The sequence below is a fragment of the Streptomyces sp. NPDC048603 genome (genome assembly GCF_043199475.1).
In the GTDB taxonomy this organism is placed as follows: Bacteria; Actinomycetota; Actinomycetes; order Streptomycetales; family Streptomycetaceae; genus Streptomyces.
This window is the reverse complement of record NZ_JBICVY010000008.1, coordinates 465,614-479,381: the sequence shown is the minus strand read 5'-3', so window position 1 is coordinate 479,381 and position 13,768 is coordinate 465,614. Positions and strand designations below refer to the sequence as shown.

At 73.9% G+C, this 13,768-nt stretch carries 10 protein-coding genes; 5 read left to right on the top strand and 5 right to left on the bottom strand.

What is annotated here, in order from left to right; translation table 11 throughout:
- Positions 1 to 18 precede the first annotated feature (18 nt).
- Positions 19 to 1,947, bottom strand: coding sequence for a glycoside hydrolase family 5 protein (locus tag ACGFQ9_RS22500; protein WP_393576010.1), 1,929 nt, complete (start codon positions 1,945 to 1,947; stop codon positions 19 to 21).
- Positions 1,948 to 2,259: 312 nt separating this feature from the next.
- Here ACGFQ9_RS22500 and gnd point away from each other — a divergent pair, with 312 nt between their 5' ends.
- The 5 genes from gnd (at position 2,260) to ACGFQ9_RS22475 (ending at position 9,285) form a co-directional block, all read left to right on the top strand.
- A complete protein-coding gene (gene gnd, locus ACGFQ9_RS22495) occupies positions 2,260 to 3,303 on the top strand; it encodes a phosphogluconate dehydrogenase (NAD(+)-dependent, decarboxylating) (RefSeq protein WP_393575924.1) in 1,044 nt (347 codons plus the stop codon).
- A 98-nt stretch (positions 3,304 to 3,401) separates the two neighbouring features.
- On the top strand, positions 3,402 to 4,865 hold the full coding sequence (gene zwf / locus ACGFQ9_RS22490; protein WP_393575923.1) for a glucose-6-phosphate dehydrogenase: 1,464 nt from the start codon (positions 3,402 to 3,404) through the stop codon (positions 4,863 to 4,865).
- Positions 4,866 to 4,875: 10 nt separating this feature from the next.
- Positions 4,876 to 5,619, top strand: coding sequence for a beta-phosphoglucomutase family hydrolase (locus ACGFQ9_RS22485; protein ID WP_393575921.1), 744 nt, complete (start codon positions 4,876 to 4,878; stop codon positions 5,617 to 5,619).
- Entirely contained in the window at positions 5,616 to 7,988 is a 2,373-nt protein-coding gene (locus tag ACGFQ9_RS22480; RefSeq protein WP_393575920.1) for a glycoside hydrolase family 65 protein, read from the top strand. Before ACGFQ9_RS22485 ends, ACGFQ9_RS22480 begins: the two co-directional genes overlap by 4 nt.
- 49 nt (positions 7,989 to 8,037) lie before the next feature.
- Positions 8,038 to 9,285, top strand: a complete 1,248-nt coding sequence (locus ACGFQ9_RS22475) for an AI-2E family transporter (RefSeq protein WP_393575919.1) — start codon at positions 8,038 to 8,040, stop codon at positions 9,283 to 9,285.
- A gap of 25 nt (positions 9,286 to 9,310) precedes the next feature.
- On the opposite strand, the gene ACGFQ9_RS22470 is transcribed toward ACGFQ9_RS22475, so the two are convergent.
- The 4 genes from ACGFQ9_RS22470 to ACGFQ9_RS22455 all read right to left on the bottom strand — a co-directional run bounded on the left by ACGFQ9_RS22470 (position 9,311) and on the right by ACGFQ9_RS22455 (position 13,680).
- Positions 9,311 to 9,748 (bottom strand): hypothetical protein, encoded by a 438-nt coding sequence (locus tag ACGFQ9_RS22470; protein WP_393575918.1) that lies wholly within the window; start codon positions 9,746 to 9,748, stop codon positions 9,311 to 9,313.
- Positions 9,749 to 9,810: 62 nt separating this feature from the next.
- The gene (locus ACGFQ9_RS22465; protein ID WP_393575917.1) at positions 9,811 to 10,857 is read right to left on the bottom strand and encodes an SCO0930 family lipoprotein; all 1,047 of its coding nucleotides are present in this window, start codon (positions 10,855 to 10,857) and stop codon (positions 9,811 to 9,813) included.
- 184 nt (positions 10,858 to 11,041) lie between these two features.
- A complete protein-coding gene (locus ACGFQ9_RS22460) occupies positions 11,042 to 12,490 on the bottom strand; it encodes an NADH-ubiquinone oxidoreductase-F iron-sulfur binding region domain-containing protein (RefSeq protein ID WP_393575916.1) in 1,449 nt (482 codons plus the stop codon).
- Positions 12,478 to 13,680: a hypothetical protein gene (locus ACGFQ9_RS22455; RefSeq protein ID WP_393575914.1), complete on the bottom strand. Its 1,203-nt coding sequence runs from the start codon at positions 13,678 to 13,680 to the stop codon at positions 12,478 to 12,480. The genes ACGFQ9_RS22460 and ACGFQ9_RS22455 overlap by 13 nt, the downstream gene beginning before the upstream one ends.
- Between the last annotated feature and the right edge of the window lie 88 nt (positions 13,681 to 13,768).

Below are 13,768 nucleotides of genomic sequence, written 5' to 3'. Positions count from 1 at the left end.
GGGCGGAACGGCCGGGCGTCAGGGTGCGATCCTGCGGCAGAGCAGGGCGTCCGGTGTGCCCTGGCTGCCGACGCGGGTGGTGAAGGCGATGCCCGCGGCGTACTCGTCCGCGGCGCACTGGCCCTTGTAGCGGCCGTACGCGAACTCGCCGCCGGGGTCGGCGGCCGGCCGGTTGTCACCGCGGTCGAACCAGACCGTGCGCCCGGCGGTGCCCAGCGTCGTGCGGGCCGGTGCGCACAGGGCCGAGGAGGTCCGCGCCCCGCGGACGGCGTAGCCGATGAGGAAGGCGCCCGGCGGGCACTGCAGTTTGGTGTAGCCGCCGGCCCAGTCGCCGCCGGGCGGTACGTACCGTTCGTCGCGTACAACGGTCTGCTCGGGCCCCGCGGCGCGCAGGTCGCCGGTGCCGGTGTCGGTGCACAGGCCGCGGCCGCCGGTGTGGGACAGCCCGGTCAGCCGCAGCCCGTCCGGGCAGGCCGCCTTCCGGGCCCCGGAGTCCCAGTCGCCGGTGGAACGTACCCGCATCGACTGGACGAAGTCCCGGTGGTCGGTGGTCAGTTGCTGCCACAGCGGTTCGCGGGGCACCGCGCCGGTGCGGCCGGTGGCGGCCGTCAGGCGGTTCCAGAGCGGGGTGCGCCAGTCCCCCGGGTCGAGGAGGCCGGAGCGGGCGCCGTCCGGGGCGTAGCGGAGCATGGCCCAGCTGTCGTGGCCCGCCCAGCCCACCAGGGGCCAGTACGCGAAGTCGGCGTCGGCGGCGATGAGTTCGTCGGTCATGTTCGTGAACCAGGCGCGCGGCTTGGGGTTCGTCTCGTCCGAGCCGATACCGAACTCGCTGATCCACACCGGGGCGGTGAAGTGCCGGCCGGTCTCGGCGGACACGAAGAACGCCTGGTCGCGGAGGACCTGGTGGAGCTCGGCCCGGGAGAGGTCCTGGTAGCGGGGGTCGCTGGTCTCGCCGAGGCCGGTGGCGCCGCTGTGGTTCGGGCCGGTGTAGCCGTAGAAGTGCGCCGAGTAGACGAGCTTGTTCGGAACGGCCGGGGTGTGCGAGAGGGTGCGGACGGGGGTGAGGGTGGGGCGGCCGTGGGCGAAGCCGTCCACCGGGATGCCGGTCCAGTTGATGCCCTCGACGACGACCAGCAGGTCCGGGTTGGCCTCGGTGAGAATCCGGTCGGCGGCCTCCTGGGCGGCCGCGTGCCAGTCGTGGGGGTCGCCCAGGCCCCAGTTGGGGTCGTCCCACACGTCCCGGCGCACCTCGTTGTAGAGGTCGGCGCCGGCCACACGGGGCTCGGACCGGTAGCGGCGGGCCATGAACACCCAGTCGTCGGCCCACTGGCGGGTGGACTGGGAGCTGTTCCAGCGCTCGTTGCCGTCGACGCCGCAGCACCAGCGGGTGGTGTTGGTGTGGTTGTTGAGGATGACGGCGAAGCCGTCCGAGGCCAGGGCCGAGACCACGGCGTCGAACACCTGGAGCGGGGTCTTGCCGCGCAGCTCCGGGTTGGCCGCCACCGCGGAGTCCGGGACGGGTGCGGTGGTGCGGATCATCTCGTTGGAGAAGGGCAGCCGGATGCTGTTCAGGCCCAGGCGGTGGAAGTCGGCGAGCAGGGCGGCCAGCGGGACCCGGTCCAGGCCCAGCGGGATGCCGTGGGAGTCCTGCCCGGCGTGGTGGGAGGCGGGGTCTGCGATGTTCCCGGAGCCCGACCAGGAGCCCTGGGCGCCGTCCCAGTTGGCCGCCGTCAGCCGGAACCGGTTGCCGTCGGCGTCCACGACGTAGGGGCCGCGGGTGGACAGCGGCGGCCGCCAGGACGGGGCCGTGGCTGTGGCCGTGGCCGTGGCCGTGGCCACCGTCCGGGGTGTGCGGGATCCGGCCGTGCCCGCCGCGCCCGCCGTGCCCGCAGCGGCCTCGGCGGTCGGCGAGGGTGCCGGGGGTGCGGCCGGCGGGGCCGCCGCCACCGTCCCCGTCACCGCGAGCCACAGTGCCGCGCCCGTTCCCAGGACCCGCAGGAACCGTCCCACGTCCGCCCACCCCTCCGCCGCCGGATCTCTGTTCGACGGCCGTAAATTACTGGCCGGTTGGGAAGTACGCCAGCCCCCGGGAAGCGGAACGCCCGCCCGGTCGGCGGACCATCAGGTGCCGGATCGGCGGCGGGCGCGCACAGTGGGAAGCCCTGGAACAGGTACGCCCGCCGCCCCGCGCACGCGCGACGGCGGTGACCACGCGACGAGGGCCCGCCGGACCGGCGGCCCGGAACGGAAGAAGCCGCGATGACCTCTGACGCGCCCATGCAGCTCGGAATGGTCGGACTCGGCCGGATGGGTGCCAATCTGGTGCGCCGGCTGATGCGGGACGGCCACCACTGCGTCGTCAACGACGTCAGTCCGGATGCCGTACGGGCGCTGGAGCAGGAGGGCGCGACACCGGCCCTGTCCCTGGAGGAGCTGGTGGAGCGGCTGGAACGGCCGCGGGCCGTGTGGCTGATGGTGCCGGCCGGCGTGGTCCAGGGGACGCTCGACCGGCTCGTCGGCCTCCTGGACCCCGACGACATCGTCATCGACGGCGGCAACTCCTACTACCGGGACGACATCAGCCGGGCCAAGAGCCTCGCCGGGCGGGGCATCCACTACGTCGACTGCGGTACCTCCGGCGGTGTCTGGGGGCTGGAACGCGGCTACTGCCTGATGATCGGCGGCGAGCAGGGCCCGGTGAAACGGCTCGACCCGGTCTTCCGCACCATCGCGCCGGGCACCGGCAGCGCCGAGCCCACCCCCGGCCGCACCCGGGCCGGAGGCACCGCTCCGCACGGCTATCTGCACTGCGGGCCGAACGGAGCCGGCCACTTCGTGAAGATGGTCCACAACGGCGTGGAGTACGGCATGATGGCCGCCATCGCCGAGGGGCTCGCCATCATCAGGCACGCCGACGCGGGCCTGAAGGAGCGTACGGCCGACGCCGAGACCGCCCCGCTCTCCGATCCGGAGGCCTACCGGTACGAGATCGACGTGGCCGAGGTCGCCGAGGTGTGGCGTCGTGGGTCCGTGGTCGGTTCGTGGCTGGTCGACCTGACCGCCGACGCCCTCGCCCGTTCCCCGCAGCTCGACGACTTCACCGGCCGGGTGTCCGACTCCGGGGAGGGGCGCTGGACGGTGCTGGCGGCCATCGAGGAGAGCGTGCCGGCGCCCGTCATCAGTGCCTCCCTGTTCCAGCGCTACGAGTCCCGCGACCTCGGCGCGTTCACCGCCAAGGTGCTGTCGGCCATGCGCAGCGAGTTCGGGGGCCATGCCGAGAAGCACACCGGCGCCGGCTCCTGAGCCCCGTGGTCGGAAAGGGCAGGCCCGTCCGGCGTGCCGCCGACCACCCGCCGCCGTCCACCCTCCGGCGAACAGCCGGCGAGCAAAGGACCTCCGCCATGGCCGAGTCCCGCCAGTCCCGTCCGCCCCGCCCCGCGGACCACGTCGTCGTGCTGTTCGGTGCGACGGGCGACCTGGCCCGGCGCAAACTGCTGCCCGGGCTGTTCCACCTCGCCAAGGCGGGGCTGATGCCGGACCGCTACCGGATCGTCGGCACCGCCCCGGCGGCCGAGGCCCTGGACGACGAGGCGTTCCGCGCGCACGCGCGCAAGGCGGTGGCGGAGTTCGGGCGCTCGAAGCCCGAGGGACCGGCCTGGCAGGAGTTCGAATCCTCGCTGTCCTTCGGCGCTGCCGACGAAGGGGCGACGGAGCCGCTGGAAACGGCGGTGCGCACGGCCGGGCAGGCCGTCGGCGGCAGTCCGCACCGGCTGTTCCACCTCGCCGTGCCGCCCGTCGCGTTCACCTCCGTGATCCGGCTGCTCGGGAGCACGGGACTGGCCGAGGACGCCCGCGTCATCGTCGAGAAGCCCTTCGGCACCGATCTGGCGTCGGCCCGTGCCCTCAACGCCGCCATCCATGCCGTGTTCGACGAGGACCGGGTGTTCCGCATCGACCACTTCCTGGGCAAGGAGGCGGTGGACAACATCCTCGCGCTGCGGTTCGCCAACGGGCTCTTCGAGCCCATCTGGAACCGCGAGCACATCAGCCATGTGCAGATCGACGTGCCCGAGCAGATCGACATCCAGGGCCGCGCGCACTTCTTCGAGGGCACCGGCACCTTCCGCGACATGGTGGTCACCCACCTGTTCCAGCTGCTGGGGTTCGTCGCCATGGAACCCCCGGTGGCCCTGGAGGCCCAGTCCCTCCGGGACGAACAGGTCAAGGTCTTCCGCAGCATGCGGCCGCTGGACCCGGCCCACGTCGTCCGCGGCCAGTACACCGGATACCGCGCCGAGCCCGGGGTCGATCCGGCCTCGGACACCGAGACCTTCGTCGCCCTGCGCGTCGGCATCGACAACTGGCGCTGGGCGGGTGTGCCCTTCCAGCTGCGCACCGGCAAGGCGCTGGCCGAGGGCCGGCACGTGGTCACCCTCGGCCTGCGGGAGCCCGCGCTGCGCATGTTCCCGCTGGACGCGCGGGCGGCGGGTGAGGGCCGCGGCAACGAGCTCGTCATCGACTTCGCCGACCCCGGCTCCCTCACCACCCGGTTCCTGGTCAAGGAGCCCGGCCCGGCGATGCGGCTGGAGTGTGCCGACATGGCGTTCGGCTACGGCACCTCCTTCGCCTCCGAGAACTCCCTGGAGGCGTACGAGCACCTCATCCTGGAGGCGATGCTCGGCGACCAGTCCCTCTTCACCCGGTCCGACGGCATCGAACGGCTCTGGGAGGTCGCGTCCCCCCTGCTGGAGGCGCCCCCGCCGGTGGAGCCGTACGCCAAGGGAAGCTGGGGACCGGAGGGCATCCGGGCGATCGCCGCGCCCCACCGGTGGCACCTCCCCGCGAGAGCCGCCGGTCGCTCCTAGCCTCGACGCCATGCTGGGACTCCCCGACCACATCACCGCCTGCCTGTTCGACCTCGACGGCGTCCTCACCCGGACCGCGAAGGTCCACGCGGCGGCCTGGAAACAGATGTTCGACGACTACCTGCGCCGGCGCGCCGCCGGAGAAGGCGCGGTCTTCGTACCCTTCGACCCCGTCCACGACTACGACGAGTACGTCGACGGCCGTCCCCGCGAGGACGGCGTACGCACCTTCCTCGCCTCCCGCGGCATCACCCTGCCCGAGGGCACGGCCGAGGACGGACCCGACCGGGAGACCGTGCACGGGCTGGGCACCCGCAAGAACGGCCTCGTCCTCCGCATGATCCGCGAACAGGGGGTGGAGGCCTACGAGGGCTCCGTGGCGTTCGTCCGGGCCGTCCGCGACGCGGGCCTGCACCGCGCGGTGGTCTCCGCCAGCGCCAACTGCCGGGACGTCCTGGTCGCGGCCGGCATCGAGGACCTCTTCGAGCAGCGCGTCGACGGCATCACCGTCACCGAACAGGGCCTGCGCGGTAAACCCGCCCCGGACAGCTATCTGGCCGCCGCGAAGCTGTTCGGCGTGGAGCCGCGGAACGCCGCCGTGTTCGAGGACGCGCTGGCCGGTGTCGCCGCCGGCCGGGCCGGGGCCTTCGGCTTCGTCGTCGGCGTCGACCGCACCGGCCAGGCGGCCGAACTGGCCGACCACGGGGCCGACGTCGTGGTCACCGACCTCTCCGAACTCCTGGACCGCGGATGATCACTCACACCTGTTTCGCCACCGAGCCCTGGGTGCTCCGGGAGACCCGTCTCGACCTGGACGTCCTCGCCCAGGCCGAGTCGGTGTTCGCCCTGTCCAACGGGCACCTCGGGTGGCGCGGCAACCTCGACGAGGGCGAACCGCACGGACTGCCCGGCGCCTATCTGGCCGGGGTGCACGAGACGCACCCGCTGCCCTACGCCGAGGCCGGCTACGGCTATCCGGAGTCGGGGCAGACCACGATCAACGTCACCGACGGGAAGATCGTGCGGCTGCTCGTCGACGACCACCCCTTCGACCTGCGCTACGGCGAACTCATCGCGCACGAACGCGTCCTGGACTTCCGTACGGGGGTGCTCGACCGGACCGTGGAGTGGTGCACCCCGTCCGGCCGGACGGTACGCCTGACCACCCGGCGGCTGGTCTCCCTCGCCCAGCGCGCCGTCGCCGCGATCGAGTACACCGTCGAGGCGGTCGACGGGCCGGCGACCGTCGCCGTGCAGTCCGAGCTGGTCGCCAACGAGCAGCTGCCCGGCCTCTCCGGGGACCCCCGGGTGGCCGCCGCCATCGACTCCCCGCTCCTTCCGGAGGAGGACTACGCGCGCGACACCCGGCTGCGGCTGGTCCACTGCACCCGCGCGAGCCGGCAGCGGGTCGCGGTGGCCGCCGACCACCTCGTGGACGGGCCCGAGAGCACCACGTACGCGGCGGAGAGCGAGCCCGACGTCGCCCGGCTGACCGTGACCGCCGACCTGGTGCCCGGACAGCGGCTCACGCTGGTCAAGTTCGTCGCCCACGGCTGGTCGGCCCAGCGGTCCCTGCCCGCCCTGCGGGACCAGGTGGAGGGCGCGGTCGCGGCGGCCCGGAACACCGGCTGGCAGGGGCTGCTCGACGCGCAGCGCGGCTGTCTGGACGAGTTCTGGGACAGTGCCGACGTCGAGGTGGAGGGCGATGCGGAGGTCCAGCAGGCCGTGCGCTTCGCGCTCTTCCACCTCTTCCAGGCCGCCGCGCGCGCCGAGGAGCGCGCCATCGCCGCGAAGGGCCTGACCGGGACGGGGTACGACGGGCACGCCTTCTGGGACACCGAGTGCTTCGTCCTGCCCGTCCTCACCCACACCGCGCCCCTCACCGTCGCGCCCGCCCTCCGGTGGCGGCACTCGACGCTGCCGAGCGCGCTGGAGCGGGCCCGGCAGCTCGGCCTGAAGGGCGCGGCCTTCCCCTGGCGCACCATCAGCGGGCCCGAGTGCTCCGCGTACTGGCCCGCCGGCACCGTCGCCTTCCACGTCAACGCCGACATCGCCGGGTCCGTCGCCCGGTACGTGACTCTCACTGATGACGAGGAGTTCGCCCGCGGCCCGGGCCTGGAGCTGCTGGTGCACACGGCGCGGCTCTGGCGCTCCCTCGGCCACTTCGACGCCGAAGGCGCCTTCCACATCGACGGGGTGACCGGACCGGACGAGTACAGCGCCATCGCGCGGGACAACCTCTACACCAACGCCATGGCCCGGCTGAACCTGCTGGCCGCGGCCGAGGCGGTGGGCCGCTACCCCGACCGGGCCCAGGACCTGGAGGTGGGTGCCGAGGAGGCGGCGGACTGGCGGAACACCGCCGCCCGGGTGGTGATCCCGTACAACGACCGGCTGGAGGTGCACGAGCAGGCCGCGGGGTTCACCGACCAGGAACCGTGGGACTTCGACGGCACCGCCGAGGAGCAGTACCCGCTGCTGCTGCACTTCCCGTACTTCGACCTCTACCGCAAGCAGGTCGTCAAGCAGGCCGATCTGGTCCTCGCCATGATCGCCTGCCCGGATGACTTCACCGCTGAGGAGAAGGCCCGCAACTTCGCCTACTACGAGCCGCTGACCGTGCGGGACTCCTCCCTCTCCGCCTGCTGCCAGGCGGTCCTCGCCGCCGAGACCGGCCACCAGCGCCTCGCCTGGGCCTACACCCGCGAAGCGGCCCTGATGGACCTGAACGACCTCGAACACAACACCCGTGACGGCCTCCACCTGGCCTCGCTGGCCGGTACCTGGATCGCCCTGGTGCAGGGTCTGGGCGGGCTGCGCCGGCCCCGCATCCTGGCCGCCCACCGGAACGGGGGCACCGAAGGGGCGCTGCGGTTCGCCCCGCGCCTGCCGCCCACCCTGACCCGGCTGGCCTTCACCGTCCGTACGCAGGGCCGCAGGCTGCACGTCGACATCGGGCAGGACTCAACCCGCTACACGCTGCTCTCGGGCGAGCCCCTGACGGTGGTGCACCACGGCACCGTGACTCCGGTGAGCATCGGGGCGCCGGCCGAAGTTCCCGTCCCGGCGGCGCCCGAGGTTTCCGAACCCCGCCAGCCCAGGGGGCGTGCCCCCCGGGCGTGAAGGGGCGGCCGGGTTTCGTACGGGCACACGGAGCGGAGGGAGGTACGGGATGGGCAGGATCCGCGGATGGGTGGACCGTCTGAAGGGCGGTACGGCCGCGCTCGGCGAGCGCCGCGCACGGGAGCGGGCGCGCCAGGACGCCGAGGAGGAGGCCGAGCGTGCCCGGCAGGCGGAAGCGCGGCGGGCCCGGCCCCGGCCCTCCGACCCGGTCCGGGCGGTGCCGTGGGGCGTGCGGGTCGCGGCCGAGGCGGGCTGGCGGTTCGTGGTGATCGCCGCGGCCGTGTGGATCGTGATGCGGGTGATCGGTTCCGTCCGGCTGGTCGCGCTCGTCCTCGTCGCCGCGCTGCTGGTCACCGCGCTGCTCCAGCCGACGGTGGCCCGGCTGCAGCGCGGCGGGCTGTCCCGGGGACTGGCCACCGCGGTCACGGCGCTCTGCGGGTTCGTCGCGCTGGGCCTGGCCGGCTGGTTCGTCGTATGGCAGGTGCTCGACAACCTGGGCAGTCTGTCCAGCCGCTTGCAGGAGGGCGTCCAGGAGCTGAAGCGGTGGCTCCTGAACAGCCCGTTCCATGTGACCGAGGAGCAGATCAACGACATCGCGGGGAAGCTGAGCGATGCGATCGGGACGAGCACCGACCGGCTCGCCTCCACCGGCCTCCAGGGCGTGACCATCCTGGTGGAGGTGATCACCGGCCTGCTCCTGACGATGTTCTGCACGCTGTTCCTGCTGTACGACGGGAAGCGCATCTGGGAGTGGACGCTCCGGCTCGTGCCGGCGGCGGCCCGGCCGGGAGTGGCCGGCGCGGGACCTCCGGCCTGGCGCACGCTGACCGCGTACATCCGCGGGACGATGGTCGTGGCCCTGATCGACGCGGTGTTCATCGGGGTGGGCATCTACTTCCTGGGTGTGCCCCTCGCCCTGCCCATCGCCGTGGTGATCTTCCTGGCCTCGTTCGTGCCCCTGGTCGGCGCCGTCGCCTCGGGCGCGCTGGCGGTGATCGTCGCACTGGTCACCGAGGGGCTGTTCACCGCGGTCATGACGCTGATGGTGGTACTTCTCGTCCAGCAGATCGAGGGCCACGTGCTGCAGCCGTTCATCCTGGGGCGCGCGGTCCGGGTCCACCCGCTGGCGGTGGTGCTGGCCGTCTCCACCGGCGGGCTGATCGCCGGTATCGGCGGAGCGGTCGTGGCGGTCCCCCTCGTCGCCGTCGCCAACACGGTGGTCGGGCATCTCCGCGCCGCGGCCGGCGCCGGGCCGGACGCGGCCGCGGCCGCGGAACAGGGTCAGGACCCGCCTTAGCGGGGCGGCGGACCGGGCGCGGCCGTCACGGGGTGTGGCCCGTGTGCGGGGAGGTGCCGTGTCCCGGGGCGGATTCGATGGTGCCGCCCAGGCGGGTGCGCAGGGGCGTGAGGGCTTCGGGGGTCGCGGCGGTGACGACCCAGCGGGGCCCGACGAGGTAGGTGCCGCCGTAGCCGCGGGCCTCCGTCAGCCAGGCGTCGCGTCCTTCCCCGGTGGCGAAGGTGGCCATGCGGTACGCGTCCGGGCCGGTGCCGCAGGCCCCTTCGCGTACGTCCTCGGCGTCGACGGTGGTCTCGGGGGTGCAGCCGAGTGCGGTGGCGATGTCCTGGAGGGAGGCGGGGCGGACGGAGGGTGCCGGAGCGGGTCCCTGCGGGGCGGCCGCGCCCCCGTCGGCGCAGCCACCGCACACGAGCAGCAGGGGCAGGAGCACGCGGGCGGCGGGGTGACGGGGTGTCGGGGGCACGGCTGCCTCACAGGGAGCGGTAGGGGCAGGGACGGTGGGATGGGGGGACGGGCGAGGGCCCGTCAGGCGGCCTTCTTGCCGGTGTCGGTGACGGCGAACCACAGGCCCTGCTTCTTGTGGCCGTTGGTCTGGCCGGGTTCGGTGTCCCCGGTGAAGGTGTAGACCGGCCAGCAGTCGACGGTCAGCTGCTCGGTGCCGTCCGGCCGCTTCACCTTGCCCACGAGTTCGGGCCGGATTCCCGCGGTCTTCGTCTTGTCCACGGGGGCTGCGGGCTTCCACGTTTCCGCGCAGGCGCCGACACAGGCGATTTTCATCGGCCAGGCACTGTCCTTGTCGAATCGGTAGAGGGTGCGCCACTGACCGTCCACGAGAATCTTCCCCAGCTTCTCATTGGATGCCACGGAGAGTTCCTTTCCTTCCTTTTCCGCGTCTGCCGGCTTGTTGCCCATATCCATTCCTGAATGGCCGGCCCCGGCCGGATCCTGTTTTCCGTCGATCGCCTTCTTGCCGTCCGGCGCGAGGGCGTGCCAGGTGCCGCCGACGCCTTCGCCCTTGGCCTCGCCCGGGGCGGTGTCCTTGGCGTAGCGGTACACCGGCCAGCCGCCGAGCGTGAGCTGCCTGGTCCCGTCGGCCCGGGCGACAGCGCCGAGGAGGTCCGCCTCGATGCCGGAGGTGGCGGCCGCGTCGTCCGCCGGCACCGGCGGCCAGGCCGCGGCGCAGTCCCCCTCGCAGCTGGACTTGGGGGGCTTGGCCGTGTCCTTGTCGAAGCGGTAGAGGGTGGCGCCCTTGCTGTCGGTGACCACGGTCCCGACACCGGCGACCTCCCGTACGGCGAGCCGGCCGGCCCCGGCGGCCTTCTCCGCGGACTGCTCCGTCCCGCCGTACGGGTCGCTCGCGTCGCCGGTGCCCGAGCCCGAGCCCGAGCCGCCGGAGCCGTAGCCCGAGCCCGAGCCGGATCCGTAGGTGTCCTGCTGCGCCTTCCCGGCCCCGGCCGGCTGGACGAGATTCGTGCTGCGGGCGGTGTCCTCTCCCTTGCTTCCGCAGCCCACGGCCAGCGACAGGACGACGGCCACCGAACCGGCAGCCGCCATGCGGCTCGTCTTCTTCACGGTCACTCCTTCGAGTTGTTCCCGAGTTGTTCCGGATTCGGTTCCGGAAGGGCTTGACGAGATATTCATAAACCCTGGGGAGTCCTCGTAATGGAATCGGGCCGGAATTTATCAAATTCCGTCAACCCGTGAACTCGGACGACCGTGCGGCCCGTTCCGGCGGGTGCGGCCCCGTCCCGCCGGCTCATTCCTGGATGCGCAGGGCCAGCGCCGGGCAGCGCCGTACCGCGCGCAGGGCCTTGGGCCGCAGCCGTCCCGGAACGGGCATGACGGCCTGGGCCGGGTAGCCGTCGGCGTCCAGGCGTACGACGTCGGGCAGCAGGTCCACGCACAGCCCGTGGCCCTTGCACAGCGTCCAGTCCACGACGAGCCGTTCGGGGTCCTCCTGGACGTGCAGCGGCAGGGTCCCCCGGACGCGGCGCCCGCAGCCGCTGCCGAGAGCGTGGTCGCGGAACTCCTCGGCGAAGACGGTGAACGCGGAGGCCACGAAGGAGGCGGTGCCGTCCGGGTGGCTGCACGCGCCGCGCCCGCGCACCCCGCGCGCGCGGGCCTCGACGGCCTCCCAGGCGGCCCGGCCGCCCCCGGCGACCAGTTCCTCCACGGCGGAGGCGAGCGAGGGCAGCCCCCGTACGCAGGGGCCGCACTGGCCCGCCGACTCGTCGGCCATCCAGCGGACGACCCGGGCGACCTCGCCGGCCGGGCAGGTGTCCTCCGGCAGGGGCAGCACCGCCCCGGCTCCCAGGACGGCGCCGGCGGTGGCCAGGGACTGCCGGGACAGGTTCACCGACCGCGCCGCCGCGGGGGCCAGGAACCGCCCGTGGTAGCCGCCGACGAGGACGCCCTCGCCCGGGGAGAAGCCGAACAGCTCCAGGACGTACGCCAGTGAGGTCCCGGCGGGCACCTCGACGACCGTCGACCCGGCGACGGTCAGCAGGAGGGTTCCCGGCTCCGACGGCAGGCCGAGCGTGCGGTAGCCGGCGGAGCCGAGACGGGCCGCGACGGCGAGCTGGGCGTAGGTCTCGGTGTTGGACAGCAGGGTGGGCACTCCGCCGAGGCCGCGGTCGCTGGTCCGCACCTTCTGGCCGGAGGGGAGCGCGGCCCGGCCTTCGATGCCGTTGACGAGCGAGGTGCCCTCGCCCGTGACGAAGCGCTCGGGGAGCCGGGCGACGCGGACCAGGCTGCCCGCCGGGCCCCGTTCGGCGACCGCCGCGCGTACGGACTGCGCCACGTCCTCCCGGGTGACTCCGACGACCACCTCCTCGGCGCCCAGTGCGGCGGCGGCCAGCAGGGCCCCGTCCAGGACCAGGTGCGGGGCGTGCAGCAGCACGGCCGTGTCCTTGAGGCAGCTCGGTTCGCCCTCGCTGCCGTTGACGACCACCGCGCACCGGCCGTCGCGCGCACCGGCGGTCCGCATGACGGCCCGCAGCTTGCGGGCGAACGGGAACCCCGCTCCCCCGCGGCCCCGCAGGTCGATGCGTTCGGCGAGTCCGGCGAGGTCCTCCGGCCCGTAGGCGGGCAGTGCCCCGTGTACGGCGAGGTGGTCGTCCCCGTCCAGCCGCGGGAGCACGTCGAGTCCGGCGAGGACCCGTGGGGGGCCCACGCAGCCGAGGACGGGGGCGGTCACGCCCGCCACGACCGTTCCCGGGCGCCGCCCTCCGGCCGGGCGGGCGGCTCGGGCGCCGCGTCGGTCCTGCGTGTGACGACGTCGAGTCTGCTCGTGACGAACGGCGACTCGGTCCCGTACGGGAGGCGGTCGGGGACGGTCGGGTGGACCGGGCGCTCCGGGGGCACGATCCAGACGGGGGCGGACGGCGGAGCGGCGGGAGGTTCCGCGAACGGGGTCGTGCGCGGTTCCGCGAACGGGGCCGTGAGCGGCTCCGGCCGCCCGGAGGCCGGGCGCGGTCCCGAGCCCGGGCCGCCCGCGCCCGTTCCTGCCCCTACTCCCCCCGCCTGGCGGGCCAGCCGTGCGGTGAGGAGCTCGGCGGCCCATTCGGCCGGCCGCCGCACGAAGCGGTCCCTCGCCTTGGGCCGGCCCTGTCCCGGCGCGCGTTCCGGGGAGGGCGGCTGCGCGGCGGCCGGGCGGGCCCGCTCCGCGCGCACCCTCGCCCTCAGCCGTGCGAGCAGCAGGGCCGCGACCGCCACGATGCACAGGGCGTACGCGGCGGTCACCCAACCGGCCGCGGAACGGCCGGATTTGAGGCCGTGCACCAGCGCGGCTCCCCACGCGGGGTACGCACCCAGGTGCAGGGCGCGCCACCAGGACGACCGGCCCTTGGTGGCGAACGCGCTGCGGACGGCGCCCGATACGGCCACGGACACGAAGAAGTACCCGGCGAGGCTGCCGAGTCCGATGAGGAAGGGCCGGTCCCCGCCCGAGAAGGGGACGAGGACGTCCACCACGCCGGCGCGGGACTCGGCGATCTTGATCCAGATGTGCAGGACCAGGAAGCCGAGGCCGCCGACGGCGAGCCCGCGGTGCACCCCCTGGGCGACGAGCCGGTGTCCCGAGCTGAGCAGCACCCGGTCCGTGGCGGCCAGGCCCCACAGGACGGCGGAGGTCAGGGAGACGAGCGCGAGGACGCCCGCCCCGTAGTCGAGGAAGTCCCACAGGTGGGTGAGGGCTCCCGCGTGCGCCAGGACGCCGAGGGCGAGCAGGGCGGCGAGCGCGGCGCAGGCCAGAGCGGCCGGGCGGATGCCACCGGCCCTGGAGAGCAACGGCGGCCTGCGTACGGCCCGCCGCCCGGTGGCCGCTGCCGCGCCGGCGTGGCGTCTGCTGCGGCGGACCCGGTGGGAGCGGGGTGTACGGGGCGGGGACAGGGACATCGGTTCTCCCATACGTCCAGGTCCGAGGCATGGCTCTGCGCGCTCGGTGCCCGGGGGTCGACGGAACTGCTCCGCGGCGGGCGGCAGC

Coding starts and splice junctions, on each gene's coding strand:
- gnd (WP_393575924.1), top strand. CDS start 2,260: ATGACCTCTGACGCGCCCATGCAGCTCGGAATGGTCGGACTCGGCCGG.
- ACGFQ9_RS22455 (WP_393575914.1), bottom strand. CDS start 13,680: ATGTCCCTGTCCCCGCCCCGTACACCCCGCTCCCACCGGGTCCGCCGC.
- ACGFQ9_RS22485 (WP_393575921.1), top strand. CDS start 4,876: ATGCTGGGACTCCCCGACCACATCACCGCCTGCCTGTTCGACCTCGAC.
- ACGFQ9_RS22475 (WP_393575919.1), top strand. CDS start 8,038: ATGGGCAGGATCCGCGGATGGGTGGACCGTCTGAAGGGCGGTACGGCC.
- zwf (WP_393575923.1), top strand. CDS start 3,402: ATGGCCGAGTCCCGCCAGTCCCGTCCGCCCCGCCCCGCGGACCACGTC.
- ACGFQ9_RS22480 (WP_393575920.1), top strand. CDS start 5,616: ATGATCACTCACACCTGTTTCGCCACCGAGCCCTGGGTGCTCCGGGAG.